The 19,541-nt window shown below is 60.2% G+C and carries 15 protein-coding genes; 3 read left to right on the top strand and 12 right to left on the bottom strand.

Annotated features, from left to right (window positions below):
* Positions 1-223: 223 nt before the first annotated feature.
* From FVQ81_08805 to FVQ81_08775, 7 genes are all read right to left on the bottom strand, one after another.
* On the bottom strand, positions 224-886 hold the full coding sequence (locus tag FVQ81_08805) for a PilN domain-containing protein (protein MBW7996647.1): 663 nt from the start codon (positions 884-886) through the stop codon (positions 224-226).
* A gap of 54 nt (positions 887-940) precedes the next feature.
* On the bottom strand, positions 941-2,098 hold the full coding sequence (pilM, locus tag FVQ81_08800; protein MBW7996646.1) for a type IV pilus assembly protein PilM: 1,158 nt from the start codon (positions 2,096-2,098) through the stop codon (positions 941-943).
* Positions 2,099-2,431: 333 nt separating this feature from the next.
* Positions 2,432-3,280 carry an RNA polymerase sigma factor RpoD/SigA gene (locus FVQ81_08795; GenBank protein MBW7996645.1) on the bottom strand — a complete coding sequence of 283 codons (849 nt, stop codon included), beginning with the start codon at positions 3,278-3,280 and terminating at the stop codon, positions 2,432-2,434.
* Between the two features lie 183 nt (positions 3,281-3,463).
* Entirely contained in the window at positions 3,464-4,312 is an 849-nt protein-coding gene (locus tag FVQ81_08790; protein ID MBW7996644.1) for a hypothetical protein, read from the bottom strand.
* 30 nt (positions 4,313-4,342) lie between these two features.
* Positions 4,343-4,891: a hypothetical protein gene (locus FVQ81_08785; GenBank protein ID MBW7996643.1), complete on the bottom strand. Its 549-nt coding sequence runs from the start codon at positions 4,889-4,891 to the stop codon at positions 4,343-4,345.
* A 148-nt stretch (positions 4,892-5,039) separates the two neighbouring features.
* A complete protein-coding gene (csrA, locus tag FVQ81_08780) occupies positions 5,040-5,297 on the bottom strand; it encodes a carbon storage regulator CsrA (GenBank protein MBW7996642.1) in 258 nt (85 codons plus the stop codon).
* Positions 5,298-5,476: 179 nt separating this feature from the next.
* On the bottom strand, positions 5,477-8,851 hold the full coding sequence (locus FVQ81_08775; GenBank protein MBW7996641.1) for an AAA family ATPase: 3,375 nt from the start codon (positions 8,849-8,851) through the stop codon (positions 5,477-5,479).
* 909 nt (positions 8,852-9,760) lie between these two features.
* Between FVQ81_08775 and FVQ81_08770 the strand changes: the two genes are divergently transcribed.
* Together FVQ81_08770 and FVQ81_08765 are read left to right on the top strand one after the other, a co-directional pair.
* Positions 9,761-10,921 carry a divalent metal cation transporter gene (locus tag FVQ81_08770; GenBank protein ID MBW7996640.1) on the top strand — a complete coding sequence of 387 codons (1,161 nt, stop codon included), beginning with the start codon at positions 9,761-9,763 and terminating at the stop codon, positions 10,919-10,921.
* 33 nt (positions 10,922-10,954) lie between these two features.
* Positions 10,955-11,488, top strand: a complete 534-nt coding sequence (locus FVQ81_08765) for a hypothetical protein (protein MBW7996639.1) — start codon at positions 10,955-10,957, stop codon at positions 11,486-11,488.
* Between the two features lie 141 nt (positions 11,489-11,629).
* Here the strand turns inward: FVQ81_08765 and FVQ81_08760 are convergent, their stop codons facing one another.
* The 5 genes from FVQ81_08760 to FVQ81_08740 all read right to left on the bottom strand — a co-directional run bounded on the left by FVQ81_08760 (position 11,630) and on the right by FVQ81_08740 (position 18,428).
* Positions 11,630-11,902, bottom strand: a complete 273-nt coding sequence (locus FVQ81_08760) for an integration host factor subunit beta (protein MBW7996638.1) — start codon at positions 11,900-11,902, stop codon at positions 11,630-11,632.
* A 154-nt stretch (positions 11,903-12,056) separates the two neighbouring features.
* On the bottom strand, positions 12,057-14,057 hold the full coding sequence (locus FVQ81_08755) for a hypothetical protein (GenBank protein MBW7996637.1): 2,001 nt from the start codon (positions 14,055-14,057) through the stop codon (positions 12,057-12,059).
* 108 nt (positions 14,058-14,165) lie between these two features.
* Entirely contained in the window at positions 14,166-16,274 is a 2,109-nt protein-coding gene (locus tag FVQ81_08750; GenBank protein ID MBW7996636.1) for a hypothetical protein, read from the bottom strand.
* 105 nt (positions 16,275-16,379) lie between these two features.
* Positions 16,380-17,162: a hypothetical protein gene (locus FVQ81_08745; protein MBW7996635.1), complete on the bottom strand. Its 783-nt coding sequence runs from the start codon at positions 17,160-17,162 to the stop codon at positions 16,380-16,382.
* A 3-nt stretch (positions 17,163-17,165) separates the two neighbouring features.
* Positions 17,166-18,428, bottom strand: a complete 1,263-nt coding sequence (locus tag FVQ81_08740) for a hypothetical protein (protein MBW7996634.1) — start codon at positions 18,426-18,428, stop codon at positions 17,166-17,168.
* A gap of 876 nt (positions 18,429-19,304) precedes the next feature.
* Between FVQ81_08740 and FVQ81_08735 the strand changes: the two genes are divergently transcribed.
* Positions 19,305-19,427, top strand: coding sequence for a hypothetical protein (locus FVQ81_08735; GenBank protein ID MBW7996633.1), 123 nt, complete (start codon positions 19,305-19,307; stop codon positions 19,425-19,427).
* The last annotated feature ends 114 nt before the right edge of the window (positions 19,428-19,541 follow it).

Here is a 19,541-nt window from a genome sequence, read left to right as displayed (position 1 = left end):
ACCACGGTCACGTCGGCCACGCCCACCCGCAATTCGGGAGACTGGAACACGTAGCCGGCCACCGTGACCAGATTGCCGGCGTGCACGCCCTGTTCGTTGTCGCATGAACCGGCCAGCAGGGGGAGCAGCAAGGCCACCAGCACCAGAGCCGTCCTGCCGATTGTGCCTGTCATCTTGACCTCATCCGTGTTTGGTTGAAAACCAGCGCCGCGCCCCGCCCGGCTCACTTGGCCTGGGCCACCTGGGCGGTCGTCTCCGGCCGCTGGTTGAAATTCGACTCGCACTCGATCACGAAAAACTTGGTGTCATAGCCGCCCAGCGACCGTTCGACGGAACTGATCAGCCGCACGCCGGTCAGGACGGTACTCATTTCCAGGTTGGCCAGCAGTTCGCTGAGCAGGATATTGCTCATCGTGTTGCCCTCGATCCTCATGGTCAACTGTGGAAAGGGCGAAATCTCGCTGATTGTCTGTAGCCAGGTGTAGCGTGGCAGAGCGGAACTGATTTCATCCAGCGTGCGCGGCCAGACAAACCGGTTCTGGTCCACCTTGACGATCACTTCCATCCGGCTGACAACATCGCGCGTGTTCTCCTTGAGTTCGTCTATGCGCAGGATCACGCGGTTGAGCTTGTTCAACTCCACCCGAAGCTCGTCGCGTCTCTCCTTGAGATTATTCTCGCGGAAGCCGAGCCAGAGGAACGAGCCGGCGATAAAGATGATCACCAGCGCGGCCATCCCCACGGGAAGGGCCATCACCGGACTGAGCTTCAACCCCGGCAGCGACAGGCCGCGTCCGGCCTTGGCGGCTCCGTCCGGCTGGGCTACAGGTGCTGCCCGCTTGGTTTTCTTACGCTTTTCGGGCGGCAACAGGTTGATTTTAATCATCGTTTACAGCACTCCCGGGAGACCGGCAAGGCCGGTCCCCGCCCAACGTCATGATCAGTCGGGTACCCTGAGTCCGAGCCCGATGGCCAGCATCAGCGTGGCGGCTACTTTTTCGGCTGGTTCGGCCTGGAACAGTTCTGCTTTATAGGATAATTCGCTCAGCGGATTGGCGATAATGGTCGGAATACCGACCTTCTCCTCGAACTTGCGATCGATATCGGAGATATTGGCGCAACCTCCGCTGAGATAGATAGTCGTGATCGAGCCGCTTTCCTCGGTGCTTTCCAGGAACGCGGCGGCCCGGTTGACTCCGATCGACACGTCGTCGAGAAACGAGTCGATATAGGGCGAGATGTCCCCTGACTGCGCCGGGGGTTCGCCGGGCGTCGGCTCGGAGGTTTCGGTTGACGGTTCCAGCGGGCTTTCGGCCGGTTCTTCCTGCACGGCGGCCCCCTCCAAGAGCTCTTCATCACCGGCGGAGCCGTAGAGGGCCATGTAAGCCTGGTCTTCATCAATACCCATCTGGTCCTGGATAATGTCCACCAGCTTACGGCCGCCCACCGGCAGGTTGCGGGTCAGGATCGGCAGGCCGCCGCGGACCAGCCCCAGATGAGTGCTCTCGTTGCCGAAATGGACAATGCAATGGCAACTGTCGGGCTGGGCGGCGAAACTGGATTCCAGGGCGTTGAGCAGGCAGAACGTGTCGACATCGAGCAGCAGGACGTCGAACCCGGCTTCCTCCAGCAGCGACAGCTTCTCGTTGATCAGGTCGCGCTTGGCGGCCACCAGCAAGACATTCATCTGCTCGCCTTCGGTGTCCGGGTCGAGCACCTGGTAGTCCATGCTGATCTCGCTCAGGGGGAAGGGGACCTGCTGCTCGGCCTCCCAGGTGATCGCTTTGGCCAGTTCCTCGTCGTTCATCCGGTCGGTCTTGATCGTCTTGATAATCACGTCCGCGCCGTTGAGCGCGATATTGACCTGACGGCCGGTGATCTGGCAGGAATCGAACAGGACGTTGATCGCCTCGAGCACGGCGTCGCGTTCCTTGATCTGGCCGTTGACAACCGCGCCGGGCAACAGCTCGGTAATCCCGTAGTTGACCAGCAAGGGAGCCTTGCCGGAGTGGTCGATTTCGACCACCTTGATCGAGTGGCTGCCCAGGTCGAGTCCGACAACCGAGGAAACACTGCGTCTGCGCAAATTGAAAATCATCGCTAATCCCTTGCAGATAAAGGCTTAGACTTCATTGCGAGGCAATTGTACCATAGGCCGCGGAAGTTTGTCAAGCACACAAGCACAAGTCGATCTGAAAATTGCACCTCATTCTCTGAAATTGCATAATGCTTTGCGGTTTTTTAAGAAAGAGGCTGTGACCTAAAGTGTTTTAGAGCTTTTTTTGGCTTCCGTGGCTTATTGCGGCGGGGAACCGGGGAAGACTGCTGCGAGATGACTTTAATCGCTGCTTTCCGAAGCTTGCTTAAGAGATTATAGCACGGAATTCCGCTGATTGTCAAGCAAGAAATAACGGCGGCTGGCAGTTGGGCTTTAAGAAAAGTAAGTCTCCAGCAGCTTGTCGCGGTTGGCCTGTTTAAGCTGCTTGATCACCTTTTCCTTGATCTGGCGCACCCGTTCGCGGGTCACGCCGAAAACCTCGCCGATCTCCTCGAGCGTCATCGGCTCGGTGTTGTCCAGCCCGAAATAGAAGCGCAGGATCCTGGCTTCGCGTTCCTTGATCGTGCTCAGCATGCCCTCGATCGCCTCGTTGAGGTCGTTCTTGAACACCCCGTCCATCGGCCCCGGAGTTTTTTCGTCGGGGATCGAGTTGAGCAGGATAATGTCGTCCTGGGGGTTGGAACTGGAATCAAGCGAGTACTGGGGCTGGTAGAGTGGCAGCATCTCGTTGATATCGGCGGCGGTCATGTCGATTCCCTGCATGATTTCCTGGGTCGTCGGAGCGCGCCCCAGTTCCTGGGCCAGGTTGTTGAGCATCTTCTCCATCTTGAACATGGCGCTGGCCTTGTTCAGCGGGATACGCACTATCCGGCTCTGTTCGCTGAGGTACTGGATGATCGCCTGCCTGATCCACCAGACCGCGTAGGTGATAAAGCGGACACCCTTGGTCTCGTCGAACTTGTGGGCGGCGCGGATCAGACCGATATTACCCTCGTTGATCAGATCGGAGAGCGAGATGCCGAGGTTCTGATACTTTTTGGCGATACTGACCACGAACCGCAGGTTGCAGAGCACTATCCGTTCGATAGCGCCCTGCTCGCCGGCTTTGTAAGCCAGGGCCAGGGACACCTCTTCCTCGGGGGTCAGCAGCGGGTAATTGCTGATTTCCTTGAGGTAAAGGGAAATCGAGTCCTCGTCGAACCGCGCGCCCTTGAGCGCCATCCTGCCGAGTTTACCTCCCTTGCGGGGGGCTTTGGCCGTCTGTTTCCCTGCATCGGCTGAACTGGATTTTTTCTGCTTGCCGCTCAAAGGGCATTCCTCACTGGAACGGGGCCGGTGTGATTATCGGCCTCCGGGGAAAATATATAAACCGGACGGTGCCGGTTGGTTCCCTTGTGCACCGTCTCAGCCGAACATGCCGTACTGTTTGAGAATGTCGTCCGCCCTGACCAGGCTGATCTCGCCGATGCAGTTGGCGCAGAACCTGGAGTCGTCAGGGTAGAGGCAGAAAATGGCCTCGCACTTGATGCAACTGAAAAACTTCGTGTCAGGCGCGGGGATGTAATCCGTATTTTCCTGGATCTGCTGGATCTGCTTGGCCAGCTTGCTGAGAATCTCGAAATCCAGCGTCTCCAGAGCGGCCTTGTTCAACCGGCCGCTGATTTCGTCCTCCATCTGCTGACGGCGTTTCTCCAGCTTCTCATGGATTTCCGCCTGCTGCCGGGCGGCGATTTCCTCCGGGGTCAGGTTCGGATCGAGCTCCGTTTTTTTCCCGCCGCCAGCTTCGTCGCTCTCCCCGGTTTCTTCACTCTTATCAGCAGTATCGTCCGCCGCTTCGGAAGCGGCCTCCTCCTCAGCGGTCTCAGCGGCCTCCTCTTCAGTGGTCTCAGCGGCCTCCTCCTCAGTGGTCTCAGCGGCCTCCTCATCCTGTTTCTCCGCGGGGGGCTGCTCCACCGGTGGCTCAGCCGCGGTTTCTGCCGGCGGCTCCGGCGGCGGTTCGGAATCAGCCGCCTCCGGCGGGGCCGGTGGCTCTTCGACTGCCGCCGCGGCCTGTTCGGGCGCCTGCGGCCCGCTGGGTTCCGGTTGCTCGGCGGGGGCGGGCGCGCTTTTTTTCGATGGCGGCTGGATCAACAGAACCGTGCCGCATTTCTTGCATTTGAACCGTTTGGGTCCCGCGGCCACCAGGTCATCGCTGACCCGGTAGCGCGATCCGCAGTTGGTGCACTTGATTATCACCGCCTGCCTCCGGGGTATTGCGAGTTAACTTCCTCCGCTTCGACGGTTTCAGCCATCGGCCGGTCCGTTCTCGATCGGAAGGAATTCCAGGCAGAGCATTTTGTTAAGTTTCACTGTCCGCTGCTTGCAGCTGCGACGGCAGCGGCGGCAGGTTTCGTTGATCTTCTCGATCCCCATCGAACCCTGGCTGGCCGCAAGCTGATTGGGAGTCACAGCCCGGCTTTCCTGCTGGCTGCTCACTGCCAGCCGGCAGCGTGAAATCACGAAACCAGCGGCCGGCTGCTTGCAGTCGTAACGGCAGTCCACGCAGATCGTATTGACAGCTCCGGGCCCGTCCACGGCGCCGGCGACCGGGGTCATGTCGACCTCGTCGAGCGCCGCCGAACCCAACTCTCCGCGGCGGCCGGTATCGCCGGTCCGGTTTTCCTCCACAGCTTCGGCCTGCTGGTTTCCGGGCTGAACCGGTTCCCCGGTATCGGCCCCGGGCTCACCCGCCTGGCTGTCCGCGTCGGACGAACCCTCTTGCGGTTCGTCACCATAGAGGTGGTTGAGCTTTTCCCACAGGTTAAGCTGATCTCTCTCCAGGGAGTCGTCCACAGTTGCTCCCTCCGGTGAGACAATATCCCTTGACTGAATTAATTCCCGGCCGGCTACCCGGCCAGGCGGGACAATCTGTTGCTGGGTAACGGCCGGTAGAGGCCGATGGTTACATTGATAAACAACAGGGCTGGCGGAGAGACCCGGGCTAGGCCCCCTCTTTTCCGTCTTCTTCTTCGCTCCCTCCGGCTGCATCTTTGAGTTCGGAGAGGTCGAAAGCATCGACCTGGGAAGCGCGGATATTTTCCTGCTGAATCTTTTCGTATATTTCCTGGCGATGGACCGCCACCTCGCGCGGCGCCTTGACTCCCAGTTTGACCTGCTTGCCCTGGATTTCGACAACCGTGATCTGAATGTCATCGCCGATAGCCACCGACTCGCCTTGCTTTCTGGTCAGGATCAGCATCCATGCCTCCTTATTGCTGCGGGTACGAGATTCGGCTGCCTGGCGATATAAGCGATTTCAGGCGGACAGCCCCCGAAAAAACAGGCTCTGAAAAGCCAAGTATAGTATACACCAATATTAAAAACAAGCCAAAATTAGCTGAATTCCTCAAGCCGAGTCAAGACTGCCGCGAGGAGCATTCAGAGCAGATCGAGCTGCTTTTCACGGTTCGGGCCCGGCCGTTGCGCCGCGATTTCGAGCCTGCTCTCTTTGGGCAGAGAGTCGAGCAGGGGCGACCATTGCCCCGTAAGCCTGCTGCCCCAGACCGTCCGCCTGGCGGAACTTGTGAGATACAGCCGGCTTCCCGCCCTGGTCATGGCTACGTAGAGCAGCCGCCGCTCCTCGTCGGGATCGCTGCGGAGGAGGGTGAACGGGATTATGTCCCGCTCGACGGCCATCACGAACACGACCGGGAATTCGAGACCCTTGGCCGCGTGCATGGTCATCAGCGTTACCGCCTCTGCGCCGCCGGGCCCGGAGGTGCGTTCGAGGTCGGCCTGACGGGCCAGGGCGATCCGGCCGGCGAACGCGGTCACGGTGGGCTGTGCGGCGGCGGCCGAGCGCAGGTGGGAAAGTTCGGCTGTCCCGCGTTTTTCCTCCGGCACGAAGCTGGTTATTATCTCCTCAAGCAGCTCCGCGGGCGGGCTGCCGCTGCGACGGCGGAAGCTGTCGAATACGGCCAGGAACTCGGCCAGCGGACGGGTCTCATCACGCAGCGGCACCTCGCGGCTGATCCTGTGCTTGAGCAGTTCCAGCAGCCCCCGTCCCGATTCCGCCGCCTGCTGTCTCAGCTCCAACAGATCACCGCTCTCCACGTCCAGCCCGGCCAGTTGCATCGACTCCAGGGTGCGCAGGGTGTCGCCGGGGTTGACCAGCAGCCTCAACCAGCTGGAACAGCCGCGCACGAGTTCGTGCTCCAGGAAGCTGCGCCCGCCCCGGAGCCGGCAGGGGATCCCCTCGGTGACCAGTGCCTTTTCGAGCGTGCCGAGCAGCCCCGAGGTACGGGCGATTACCGCGATATCGGCGAAACTGAAGAGTTCGTCCCCGCCGGATGCGTCGCCGGTCCGTCCCTGGCCGTGGGCCTCGAGCATTCCGGTGCCGCCCACCAGTGCTCCGATTTCACGCACAATCGCCAGCGCCTCGGCCATTTCGCTCACCGCGCGCACCATCCTGACCGGCGACCAGCGACCGCCCACGGGCGTCGGCGGAGCGCTTTCGGCGGAACAGACCGGGGTCACCACCGCCGCGGCCGCGTCTGCTATTCCCGGCGGACAGCGGTAGCCCGCTTCCAGCCGCCGGACTTCCAACCCGGCGTAATCGCTGCGCAGGCGGTCGAAAATGCGGCTGTCCGCGCCCCGGAAAGCATAGATCGACTGGTTGGGATCGCCGATCGCGAACAGCCCCGCGCCGCTGCTGTCAACCAGCAGACGGATCAGGGCGTACTGGGCCGGGTTGAGGTCCTGGAACTCGTCGACCAGCAGATGGTCCAGGTTTTTTACCGTTTCTGCTCTCAAGCTGCTGTCAGTAGTCAGCAGCGCCGCCGCCTCGCCGATCAGGTCGTCGTAGTCCAGCACGCCCAGCCGGCGGCAGAGGTTGCGGTAAGCGGTCCACACCCGGCGGAGATCCTCGTCGCCGGAAAAATCCTCCGGGCGCTCGCCGCGGGACTTGGCGCGGCTGATTTCCTCGCTGATTTCCCTCAGCCTGCCGCGCGTCTCGATACCATCGGTGGCGCGGGCCAGCAGGACAGCCCGGTCGGCTTCATCGGCCACGCTGACCGCCCGGCCGGTGGCGCGGGAGAGGAAATCGAGGCAGAAGCGATGGAGAGTCATCGCCCGGACCGTCTGCTCAGGCGGCGGATTGCCGCCCAGCAGCTGCGCGATCCGCTGACGCATTTCGGCGGCGGCGCGGTTGGTGAACGTAACAGCCATGATCCGCGAGGGGTCGATCCCTTTTTCGCTCACCAGCCAGGCTGCCCGGGCCGCCAGAGAGCGTGTCTTGCCCGTGCCGGGTCCGGCCACCACCGCCAGCGGAGTGCGTTCGCCGGTGACCGCAGCGGCCTGATGGGTGTTGAGCGCGATCCCCGCCACTTCGACGGTCTCGATATCGGGGCCGGGCCGAATGTGGTCCTCGTCGCGAAAGCGGGCGGCGGCGCCGACCTTGATATCGATATTACGCTCAGCGGGCGAGGTTATTTCAGCCTGTGCCGGTGGATCCGGCGCAACGTCGAAAAAGAACATCTGCCCGCTCGATACCTGCCGCTCTCCCGGCCCGAAAATCCTTACCGTGCCGTACTCTCCATCATAACCGGGCTCAATTTTCACCTCGCCGTCGCGGTTGCGGCGCACGGCCTCGGCCACTAGCTGTCCGCCCACCCGCGCGATCTGGTCGAGCGGGGCGGAGCGCAGCACGTGCAGTTCGCTGCCCACTCTCCGCAGCAGGCAGTCCAGCTGGGCCCTGACTTTTTTTGTCGCGGGGCCCACATCCAGGCATTCGGCCAGCACCTCGCTCAGCGGGACCAGGCGCTGGAAGGGCCGGGCGTTTTCCGGCCGGGCGCCGTCGGGCCGGTCGGCCAGCTCGTGGACCCGGCCCAGCACGCCGCCGGTGAGTTTTCCAGCGCAGACCGGACAGCGGCCGTCGAGTTCACCGGCCTGCTCGGGAGTGAGCCGGACCTTGCAGTTACGGTGCCCGTCGAAATGGTACTTGCCCTCCTCGGGGTAAAACTCGACAGTGCCCAGGAATTTATGCTCGCGGCTGCCTTTGAGAGCGCCGATCAGGCCGCGATAGGTCAGCTCCCCGTCGATCAGGTTGGCCTCGCGGGCCAGTTTTTCCGGACTGTGGGCGTCTGAGTTGGACACCAGGGTGAACCGGTCGAGGGCGCTGACCCGCCAGTTCATCGGCGGATCGGAACTGAGTCCGGTTTCGACAGCGTAGATTTCAGCGCTCAGGTCGCCGTAGCAGTGCTCCAGGGTGTCGAACCCGCTGCGCGAGCCGAACACGCTGAAATGTGGCGTCCAGATATGGGCCGGGATAAAGCAGGCTTCGGGGTCGGAGTCGAGGGTCATCGCCAGCAGTTCGCGGCAGTCCAGACCCAGGATCGGACGGCCGTCGGAGCGGATATTGCCCACCTCTTCGAGCTTGCCGCTCAGGCGTTCGGCGGCCTCCAGCGAGGGCATCAGCACCACGTTGTGCACCTTGCGCGTCCGGCCGTCTTTCTTGTAGATCGAGCTGATCTCGCCGCTGAGCACGAACCGGACGACAGCGCCGCCGGTCTCGCCGGGCAGGGTCCTGCGGAAATGCTCTTCCAGGTCCGGCCGGAGACGGAACAGGCCGGTTTCGCCGTCGGGGACGAGCTTCTCAGCCAGTTCGGCGCGCCAGCCGGGGTGGGTCAGGTCGCCGGTGCCGACCAGGGTGATTCCCTTGGCCGCGGCGGCGGCGAACAGGTGCTCCGGGTCGGCGTGCTTGCTGGTGGCTATCGAGTAGTGCGAATGGATATGGAGGTCGGCGACATATTGCAATTGGGTGTAATCCGTTTTGAGAAACTTAGAGAAAAATCAGCAGAGATAAGTCAGATTTGTGTAGTTTATTTCTGTTGCAAGACAACCCCCGTCCCCGATTTGTCGGGGCCACCCCCTTTGCCAAAGGGGGCCAGGGGGGATTTCAGCTTGAGCTGATCGAACCATTACCAGCCCGTCGAATTATTACATATACTTCCGGGACACCACACTGGAATCTGTTTCATAAGCCCAGAGGAGCAGCTAGTGGTTTCCTCTGGAGCATGGATCCGGTGGAACAATGGAATAAGAGTTATCTGTTCTTTTTGAAACCAAAAAGAACCAAAAAGGTTTCACCGGGCCGAACTCGCATCCACGCATAAAGAAAACCAGCCTGATTGTTCAGGAGTTTCTGAAACCGCTGCTGTCGCCCAAGGCCTGAATTGTCCCGACGGAGTGCGTCGGGACAATAGAAGGCGCGCCCCACTTATGCGGGTCATATGATATGACGTGGGATCCGCGGCAAAAAATCCGCGATAAACTACCTTGGCTCAGACATGCGGCCCGGTTATTAGCCCCCGCCTCTCAGCCCCTTAAACACACTACTTCAACCCGAATTGAAGTTATGAACCAAGTTCTAATCCGTGAAAAATCCGTCATCGGTGATCCTGATCAAAAATAACCCGGAGCGCCGCACTGTCAAATGGATAAATCACCGCCGCGCGGTCTGAATTAATTGACAACATCGCTTGCCGGGTCCTAACTTTGCCCGGTGAGTTCTTGTTTGCAAACATCCCGCGCTAACAGGAGGATCTGAGCACAGTGAATACCGAGCGCAAAGGTTTGTGGAAAAAAATCGGCATCGGGCTGGCCGCGGTAGGTCCGGGTCTGTTCCTGATCGGTTACAATATCGGCACCGGCAGTATCACCACCATGGCCATGGCCGGCAGCCGTTACGGGATGACCCTGTTCTGGGCGCTGGTGCTGAGCTGCCTGTTCACCTACGTGATGCTGGTGGCCTACGGCAGGTACACGACGGTTACCGGCCAGACCGCGATGAGGGCGTTCCGCGAGAAGATCGTGTTCGGCAAGCCGCTGGCGCTCTACTGTATCGTGGCGCTGTGTATCGGCGAGCTGACCGCCCTGGCCGGGATCACGGGGATTGTCACCGACCTGATCCGCGAGTGGACCAGCTACGCGTTCGGCGGCGAGGGCCTGAGCCCGGTGGCCAGCGCGGTAATCATCATAATCGGCTGTTTCGCGCTGCTCTGGAGCGGCAGCTACCAGGTGTTCGAGAAATTCCTGACCGTGCTGGTGCTGGTGATGGGCGCCAGTTTCCTGCTGACCATGTTCCTGGTGGTGCCCCAGCCGGCGGACCTGCTGGCCGGGCTGGTGCCGGGTATCCCCGACGACCCGAAAGCGTTCCTGATCGTGGCCGGAATCGCCGGGACCACCTGCAGCGCGATGGTGTTTATCATGCGCAGCGTAGTGGTGGCCGAGAAAGGCTGGGGCAGGAACGATCTGAAGCAGGGCAATATCGACGCAGCGGTCAGCAGCGGGATGATGCTGCTGCTCTCGGCGGCCGTGATGGCCTGCGCGGCGGGTACGCTGTACAAGATGGGCAAGCCGGTGGAAGCGACGGTGGACATGGTCCAAACCCTGGAGCCCCTGGCCGGGCGGTTCGCGATTTCGATTTTCGTGCTGGGTATAGTGGGCGCGGGAATCAGCACCCTGTTCCCGATCGTGCTGGTGGCCCCGTGGCTGATCAGCGACTACCGCGGCACTCCGCGCAACATCCGCAGCCCGATGTACCGCGTTCTGGGCGGCCTGGCTCTGCTGATCTGCCTGACCGTGCCGGTCTTCGGCGGACGGTCGGTGTGGATCATGGTGGCCAGCCAGGCGTTCCAGGCGATCCTGCTGCCGGTAATCACCGTGCCGATCCTGATTCTGATCAACAACAGGGCGGTGATGGGCGAGTACAAGGCGGGCTTCTGGCTCAACGCCGGCCTGCTGGCCACGCTGATATTCGGCCTGGTGACGACTTATAGCGGAGTGCTGGGCCTGGTGGACTCGCTGAAAGGACTGCTGGGCTGAAACCGTTAACGGGTAATTTCAAGGGAGGTTCGGATGGCCGCATTCGGGGGACGGATAATCGGCGCGATCAAGCTGGATAAGAATACCTACGAGGAGGTGGAGGCCGACGAGCGCGCCACCGGCCAGGCGATGGGCGTGGTGGTGCTCTCGGCGCTGGCCAGCGGAATCGGGATGAGCGGCCAGGGCAGCCCCGGAATGGTGGCCGGAGTGCTGGGCGCGCTGGGGGGATGGGTGATCGCCGCGCTGATCATTTTCGTGGTCGGCACCAAGCTGCTGCCCGAGCCGCAGACAAAATCCAATCCCGGCGAGTTGCTGCGCACGTTGGGGTTCGCCAACGCACCGGGATTGCTTTTCGTATTCGGGGTCATCCCCGGATTTACAAGTATTATACAGACCGTGGTGGGAATCTGGGTATTGGCGGCCTGGGTGATCGCGGTTCGTCAGGCGCTGGACTACGACAGCACCGTACGGGCGGTGGTGGTCTGCGTTTTGGGCTGGCTGGTGTTTGTCGGTGGACTTTTCCTGCTGGCGGCCGTGCTGGGCGGAGTGGCCGGGCTGGCGAGTTAAGGCGGCGGAATAAGTTATGCAGAAAATACAAGGGTGGATCCTTGATCGGATCCGCCCTTTCGTTTTCCGGCTTCATTCGTCTCAGCGTAATCGAGGTTGTCGGCTTGCGGGGCAAACTGGCTTGCGGAAGTTTTACCGCCGTCAATTCAGGATCTTGTTCAATTCCTTTGATACCTTGAAGAAGGCTTTCTTGCGCGACGGGACCATCACTTCCTTGTTGGTCCTGGGGTTGCGCGCCTTGCGCGCCTTGTGTTTCTTGACCTTGAACGTGCCGAATCCGCGAATCTCGATATGCTTACCCTCGACGAGGGTTTCCTTTACTTCGTCGATAAAACCTTCCACCACGACCTTGATGTCCTTGATTGTGAAACCGGTTTTCTCGGCGATAAGTTCGACGATGTCCGCTTTGGTCATGGTTTCAGGCTCCTTTCGGGCGAAATGAAGCGGTATGAGGGAATGCAACTCGCGGGAAGCTGAGACGAAACTCCCTTGAATTATTATATTTACCCGGACATGTCAAGAAAAAAATTCGAAGCCCCCTGAATATATTCTCAACGCTGCAAAACGGCTAACTTTTTGGTAGGAACTCTTCCAGGCTGCCCACCGCCTCCGAAAGATACTCCTCGGCCAACATGCTGTTATGCACGCCCCTGCTGCCGTCGACCGTAAAAAGATTCCTGATATCCCTGGCCCTGCTCAGGAGCCGGTGCTGCTGGGCGCTGAGCTGCATGCCATCGGCCCTGCCAAGCAGCGCGTCCAGTTGCAGCAGCAGTCCGGCTGTCGTTTCCTGCCAGGTTGTCAGGATTTCATCGTAGCCCTCGCCGTGGCAGGCAATGCATATGTCGGCGTCGGAACGAACAACTTCGCTTTCATCCCCCGTGTGGCACTGGCTGCATTCAAGTTCGGCCTCGTACATGATATCCGGCATCCCGGCTCCCAGCGCCCGCCCGCTGTAAACCTCCAGCTGGGTGGCATGGCAGTTTGCGCATTCGGCTCCCTGTTCGATAGCCATTTTCTCGTGATGGCAGCTCAGGCAGTTGTCCCGGCTCATTACCATTTCGCCGTGGCGGCGCATGTTGGAATGGCAGTTGCGGCACGAGAGGCTGTCGGCGTTGAGATGCACGCCGTGGTCGAAGCGCAGCCCGTCGGCGGTTTCGATCACTTCGTCCTCGACACCCTCGTGGCAACTGGCGCACTCGCCCGGGATAATCTGGTCGGTCCAGGGGTATGGCGGCAGGCGATAGCCGGAGCCGATCTGGTCGAGCGCGGTAATCAGCAGGCTGCGGGATTCCTGCAGCAGGACGTCGGCATAGGTGATATTGTGCACGCTCTTGCCGTATTCGACCAGCTGGTAATTGAATTTGGCGTCGCGTAGGTTCCCGGCGGCCTGCCTGCCGATTCCGCCGGTGGTGTCGATGAGGGTGAGCTCGTGTTCCACCCGTTCGATAGAGGTTTCGATAATCTTCAACCGTTTCTCGGTCGAATCGTTCCAAGCCTCGACAAGTTCGCTGTAGCCGGGACCGTGGCAGTACTCGCACGACTCGTCGCTGGCCATGACAGTCTCGCCGCCGGGAGCGAACTCCTCGGTGGTCTGATGGAAGATGTGGCAGCCCTGGCAGTTGAGTCCGCCGGTGTACATCGGGCTGGGATGGTCGGCCACGTGACGGCCCCCCTGGCCGCGGAACAGCATTGCCTGGGTCTCGTGGAAATCGGGGTGGCAGCTCTGGCAGGCCGGTTTGACCTCCGCGCTTCGCGAGACGCTCTTGTGCTGGATTGCCAGATGGCAGCGCTGGCATTCGAGCTTGTGTTCGGTGATATGGATAACATGGATTTTTTCAGTGTCGCCGTACTGGTCCAGCATGGCCTGCTCGAAATGGCAGTCCTCGCAGTTGTCCGTCGGCACCGCCCCGTCACCGACCACCATCTCTCCGTGGCATTTCCGGCAGTCGATATCACGGTCGATAATCATCGTGTGGTCGTAGCTCACCTGTTGTTCCGGGGTGGCCACCGGCGCATCGTGGCACTGGGTGCAGCTCGGCGAGGCCTCGGCTCCGAGTCCCTTGAAATGGCAGAGGAAACAGGTGCTGGCCGTGACAGTCATATGCTCGCCCTGGACAATCTGGCTGTGGCAGCTGGTGCAGCGCAGCTTCTTGCCGCGCCTGAGTTCTAAGAGGTGCGGCCTGTGATCGAACAAGATCCCTTCCTTGAATTCCACCTCGCCCAGGAGCAGGCGCTTTTCGTGGCAGCCGGAGCGCAGGCAGCTGGCATCGGGAATCTCCGCCCACGGCTTGCTGCGCAGGTAACTCTGGGTGGCGTACATGAACAACTGTTCCAGGCCCTTGATCTTGCCGCGGAAGGTGGACATGATCCCGGGTTCGTAGTGGCAGATGATACAGGCGACATCAGAGTGCGAGCTGTGCTGCCATGCCTGGTAAAACGGTTCCATGTAGTGACAGCTGTTGCAGAACTCGGAGCGGGAGGTCCATTGCATGGAAGCCAGGATGAATAAGATCATCCCGACGAATGCGATACCCGCGAAAGTAAGCCGTTTCTTCAGTTTGGGGCTCATCTGGACACGCTATACCTGAAATGAGATTATTGAGAACCTCCGGCCGTTTTCAGATCCGGACTACCGGGGAGAAAGTCGAAACACCGGCCATAACTTACCGGACAGCCATCAATTGATAATCAGCCGGATAAGCATCGCGCCGAAAATTCCCAGCGCCAGCAGGATACCGGTGCCGAAAGCCAGGAACCCGAACGTCTTGGCGATCGGCCGCCAGCTGTCCCACTCATCGCCGCTGCGCAGCTGCTCCAACTGGCCGCTGTTGAGCAGGCGATCGTACCACTCTCCGCGTTCCTCCATCAGTTCGGCGCGGCTGAGTTTGCCGCTGAACACCACGGTATCCATCGGAAACTTCTCGATCCGGAAATGGACGTTGAAGAAATGGAAGGTGAAGATAAACCCGGCGGCCAGCAGCGCCTCGTCACTGTGGATAATCAGCGCTACGTTGATTATCCAGCCGGGCATGAACGTGGTAAAAAAGGTCGGGAACCACATGACCAGGCCCGAGCCGCCGATAATCAGCACACCCCAGAAGACGGCGAAGTAGTCGAACTTTTCCCAGTATGTCCAGCGCTCGAAACGCGGTTTCTCGCCGCGGCCGAAGAACCACAGCTGATGGTTCCAGAAATCCTGCACGTCGTGCCAGTTCGGGATCAGGGAGTCGGGGCGGAACATATAATCGAGCAGGGCCTTGAACGTGAACCTGCCGGATTCCGGGTCCTTGATCGTTCTCAGCTTAGGGACGAACTTGCGGATCAGGTTGACCATGTGGACCACGAACACGCCGACCAGAATCACGGCGGCGGTACGGTGCAGGTAGTTGGCTATTTCCACGCCGCCCAGGATTCTCATCAGCGCGTCAGACCAGTTCGCGTAGTAGAATTTCAGCGGCAGGCCAGTTACGGCCAGGGTGAGAAAACTGATAATCAGCAGCACGTGCAGCAACCGCTGGATCGGAGTGAACCGGGTGTAGATCAGCTCGTCCTTGAGCACATTGACCTTGGCCTGGCGGAACGACTTGCTGTCGCGCAGGTAGAGCGCCACCGAACGGGCGATCCAGAGCAGGGTGTGCAGGCCGAAGAGCAGGAACACGCTCACCAGCAGGATTGTCATGAACCAGAAGGTGTAGAACAACTGCGGGTAGTTTTCCCTGTCCATGTGGCTGGCATGGGTGATATAGCCGGCGAATCCCTCGTTGGCGTCCTCATGGCATCTGGAACAGGTTTCGACCCGGTTCTCCGGGTGGATCGGCGAGGCGGGGTCCTCGCTGCGCACGATAGCGTGGTAGCCGTGGCAGTCGTAGCAGGCGGCCACGTTGGTGGCGCCCAGGACCATCGCCTTGCCATGGAAAGTTTCCTCGTAGTACTTGCGCTGTTCCTCGTGGCAGTTGCCGCAGCGCTCGTCAGCATATTGCTTGTATGCCAGTGTTTCCGGCGATTGAATCCGATGGCTTTCGTGGCAGTTGATACAGACCGGGCCGCGGGAGTCGCCTCCGGCGACGAGCTGGCCGTGCACGCTCTGCGAGTATGTTTTCTCTACTTTCGTATGGCACTTGCCGCAGGTTTTGTACACATTCCGGCTGTGGATAGGCGAGGCCGGGTTGCCGCTGTTCTGAATATCGTGCGTGCCATGGCAGTCGCTACAGCTCGGGGCCACGATCAGGCCGTCGCGCAGCAGGCCCTTGGCGTGCACGCTCTCGAAAAACCGGGGCAGGGCGTCGGGCCGGGTGAACCCGCGTTTTTTCTGCAGTTCTTCGTTCTGGTGGCACTTGGCGCAGGTGTACATCAGGTTGAACTTGTTGACCGAGCTGTTCTCATCCTCGGCGGGCAGGATATCGTGCTTGCCGTGGCAGGAGGCGCAGTCCGGGACGTCGGTGTCGCCCATGGTCAGCAACTGGCCGTGAATGCTGGTTTCGTATATTTCGCCCACATCGGAATGGCAGATCGAGCAGTTCACCGGGACGACCGGCACGTCGTGGGCGCCCAACTCCTCGGCGCCCGCCAGGTCCAGGTGGCAGTCGGTGCAGCCGAACCCGCCGTGGATAGAGCCGGAAAACTCCTGGTAATCCACGTGAATCGAGACTTCCTCGCCTTGTTCGTTGGTGGTGGTCAGTCCCTCTTCACCGTGGCAGAGCATGCAGGTGGGTTCATCCTGGGCCGGCGCCGTTGTCGCGAGCAGCACGAGCGCGGTGACTGCCAGCAATCTGGGAATGGAATTCATCTGCAATTTCCCCGGTTTATCCAGCCAGAGTTATTATAATCTACAATCTGCCGCATGCCGGCGGCGCTGGTGCTGCGGAATGAGCGTATGATTGACAAACGATTATCAGTGGGTTGAAGTTGCGCCGGACTCGTCCAATTGCCTGGCGATTCTCTCGCCGATCTCTGCGGGAGCCGATTCCAGCAGCCTTTCGAACTCCAGTGAGTGGTGCCGCCGCAGGAAGTCGAGTTCCATCCTGCCGTTGAGCCAGATCCGGCTCATCGGGAACACCTCGGGATTGAGGTGCACGTTGTACATGTGCCAGATAATGATGGCCAGGAACGCCAGGATCGCCTCGAACCCGTGGATCACCCGGATGATATCCAGCACCCAGCGGGGAAAGAGAATCGTGGCCTCGACCGGGAACCAGAGCGCGACGCCCGTGGCCAGCATAATCGCGCTGCCCCAGGCCACGGCGTAGTACTCGAACTTCTCGATAAAGTTGAAACGTCCGAACCGGGGATGGCTGTCTATCTTGCCCAGGTTGTAGCTGATCATGCCGAACAGGTCCTTGATATCCTTGAGCGAGAGCACCATTTCCCTCAGGTCCCGGTTTCCGCGCGGAGTGAACAGGCAGTAAAACACGTGGTAGATTGAAATCAGCATCAGCGCCACCGCCGCGGTCCTGTGCAGAATGCCGCGCAGGGTGAAACTGCCCTGGAACCAGAACATCTGGCGGACCACCCAGGAGTCGGGTAACATCAGCGGAACGCCGGTCAGGATCAGAGTCGTGAAACTGGCAATCAGCATGTAATGCTGAAACCGCTGGGCTTTTGAAAACCTTTCGTAGTACAACCTGCCTTCGTACTCGACAAGCCTGCTCTGCATCGGGTAGCTCTGCTTAGCCATCGATCAGCTTTCCTCCGGCTCGTTGCTGTTCTGCCCGCTGGATTTTTGCCGGCGGCGGTGGGCCATCAGGTCGATAACGATATAGGCCACGAAGCCGCCGATAAGCCCGGCGATGAAGATCACGTAGACCCTCTTGATCAGCCAGGCGCCGATATTGTCCTCGGGACTGTCCTTGACGTGGATTTTGCCTCCGGCGAAATTTTCACCGGCGTTGGGGTGGCAGGTGCCGCAGGTTTCGACCAGTTTGGCCGGATGGACCATGCTTTCGGGGTCGCTGGAGGGCCTGATATTGTGGTAGCCGTGGCAGCTCGCGCAGCTGGCCACCCGGACGTCACCTAGGCTGAGCGCGATACCGTGGTACGTGTTGTTGAAACTGTCCAGCCTGTTGGTCGGCAGGCCGTACTTGGTTGACAGCGACATGTCCTCGTGGCACCTGGCGCAGCTGGCGGCGACCTGCCGGGGACTGACCGTGCTGGCCGGGTCCTCGGCGCTGCGGATATTGTGCTCGCCGTGGCAGTCCGTGCACAGCGGCACGTCGTGGTTGCCGGTTTCGTAGGCTTCCCCGTGCACGCCGTGGACATAGTCCCGGTAGATCGGCGCGTGGCACTCGCCGCAGGTTTCGGGAATCCGGGGCAGCATTTGGTCCAGCTTCAGCACCTTGTGGGTACCGTGGCAGCTCGAACAGGTGGCGCTGATCGCCAGGCCGCTTTTCTCCAGCGCCTGGCCGTGAACGCTTTCCAGGAACGCGATGGCGATTTCGCTGCTGCCCATCCCCTCGTGTTTGCCCGCCAGTTTGGGGTCTCCGTGGCAATTCAGGCAGGTATGGGGCTGCCTGGTGGGGTAGACTGTCGAATTGAGGTTTGCCACGGGCAGGATGTAGTGTTTGCCGTGGCAGTCGGCGCAGCTGGCGGCGTCGAGATCGCCTTTTTCGCGGGCCGGCTGGCCGTGCACTCCCGCGTCCCACATTTCGAACGCTTCGTCGTGGCACATCGAGCAATCAACTTTTTCCAGGCGCTCGGCATGGGGCCAGTCCTCGAATCCGGCCAGATCGGAGTGGCAGGTTACGCATTCGAGACCCATTTCGAGATGAACCGACTCCGTGTACCTTTCGCTGTCGAGATAGATCGTGTCCCCGGCCGAACCGGTGATCTCCGGGTCGTTATGGCATTCAAAACAGAGATCATCGCTCTGGGCGGCCGCGCTGCCGGTTCCCAGCCAACAGAAAGCCGCGGCAAGCAGCGTCAGTCTGGTTTTGTGGCGTCTCATCTCGGGTAATCTTCCAATCACGGGTTTCAGTCGTTACGTGGTTTGCGCCGGCGGTGGCTCATGTCCATCGCCGCCACCAGCAGCAGGCCGTCCTTGAGCCGGGCCGTGGGGAATGGCTTGGATATCCGCGTGGGAAGCCGGGAGAGTGACTGCTGTCAGCGTGACGGCGACTGAGAGCTCGCAAATCAGCGGAGTCCTGTTGATGGACGAACTCATCATTATCTCCGGGCGATGTAAGGGTGCGCTTGTAACCGGTCTGAGGTTTCCCGGTGCTCAAAGAGAACGGGCAGATGAATCTCGGCGGGTGAGCCTGCCCGGCCGACCGGCCCTGGCCCGCGCAAGCTGAACCAGGCTCACCAGTTAAGAACGAGGCTACGGCCGAAATGTCTCGCTCGCCGTGGTACGGATTCTGCGTAAAGTGGGAATCGTTTCAGCGGCTCCCGCGACTCGAAGATTGATAATAAGTTATAAAAGATGGAACTGAAAGATATTATCTAACAACCGTTACTGCACTGATTGGATGACAGTTACGTTAAAAAACCACTACTGATCTTTTACGCGGTCGTCCTTCTGTTGTGCATTTAAGAATGACATAAAATAATCAAATTCTTGCTGCGGGCAAGTGTTTTCCGGCCGGTATGGTAGGAAAACCGCAAAATACCGGCCTTCCGGAGGTTCCCGCCGGATGATGGTCCGGCTCTCCCGATCTTCATCCACAAGGTCGCGCGCTCTGGCGCAGGCCGCAATTGAACACCGGTTCCAGTACCCAGCTGCATAAGCGCAGGTACGTTTGAGACGACTGCCGAAACTGGTCGTGTTAGTTAACAGGTTTAATCGTGAACTCTTTCACAATACCCGGAGCAAGTAGGGTGGTCAATGGAGCCACTCGGAATGCTGATCGATTTTACCGAATGCATCGGGTGCGGGGAGTGCGTCAAGGCGTGCCGGCAATCCGACAACCTGCCGCCGAACCCCGATCCCGAAGAGCTTTCGGGATAGATCTTGAATCAAGATCGCTGGAATTTGACGTTAATGTCTTGATAACTGGCTGTGAAAGAAGTATATAGTACTCCCCGCGAAGCGCAGTTGCACCGCCGGCGGGTTCAGTCAACT

It is taken from the genome of Candidatus Glassbacteria bacterium (genome assembly GCA_019456185.1).
Classification (GTDB): domain Bacteria; phylum Gemmatimonadota; class Glassbacteria; order GWA2-58-10; family GWA2-58-10; genus JAJRTS01.
The sequence above is the reverse complement of the archived record's forward strand: the minus strand, read 5'-3'. Positions and strand labels throughout refer to the sequence as shown.

Coding starts and splice junctions, on each gene's coding strand:
- FVQ81_08805 (MBW7996647.1), bottom strand. CDS start 886: ATGATTAAAATCAACCTGTTGCCGCCCGAAAAGCGTAAGAAAACCAAG.
- pilM (MBW7996646.1), bottom strand. CDS start 2,098: ATGATTTTCAATTTGCGCAGACGCAGTGTTTCCTCGGTTGTCGGACTC.
- FVQ81_08795 (MBW7996645.1), bottom strand. CDS start 3,280: ATGGCGCTCAAGGGCGCGCGGTTCGACGAGGACTCGATTTCCCTTTAC.
- csrA (MBW7996642.1), bottom strand. CDS start 5,297: ATGCTGATCCTGACCAGAAAGCAAGGCGAGTCGGTGGCTATCGGCGAT.
- FVQ81_08770 (MBW7996640.1), top strand. CDS start 9,761: ATGGCCATGGCCGGCAGCCGTTACGGGATGACCCTGTTCTGGGCGCTG.
- FVQ81_08765 (MBW7996639.1), top strand. CDS start 10,955: ATGGCCGCATTCGGGGGACGGATAATCGGCGCGATCAAGCTGGATAAG.
- FVQ81_08760 (MBW7996638.1), bottom strand. CDS start 11,902: ATGACCAAAGCGGACATCGTCGAACTTATCGCCGAGAAAACCGGTTTC.
- FVQ81_08755 (MBW7996637.1), bottom strand. CDS start 14,057: ATGAGCCCCAAACTGAAGAAACGGCTTACTTTCGCGGGTATCGCATTC.
- FVQ81_08750 (MBW7996636.1), bottom strand. CDS start 16,274: ATGAATTCCATTCCCAGATTGCTGGCAGTCACCGCGCTCGTGCTGCTC.
- FVQ81_08745 (MBW7996635.1), bottom strand. CDS start 17,162: ATGGCTAAGCAGAGCTACCCGATGCAGAGCAGGCTTGTCGAGTACGAA.
- FVQ81_08740 (MBW7996634.1), bottom strand. CDS start 18,428: ATGAGACGCCACAAAACCAGACTGACGCTGCTTGCCGCGGCTTTCTGT.
- FVQ81_08735 (MBW7996633.1), top strand. CDS start 19,305: ATGGAGCCACTCGGAATGCTGATCGATTTTACCGAATGCATCGGGTGC.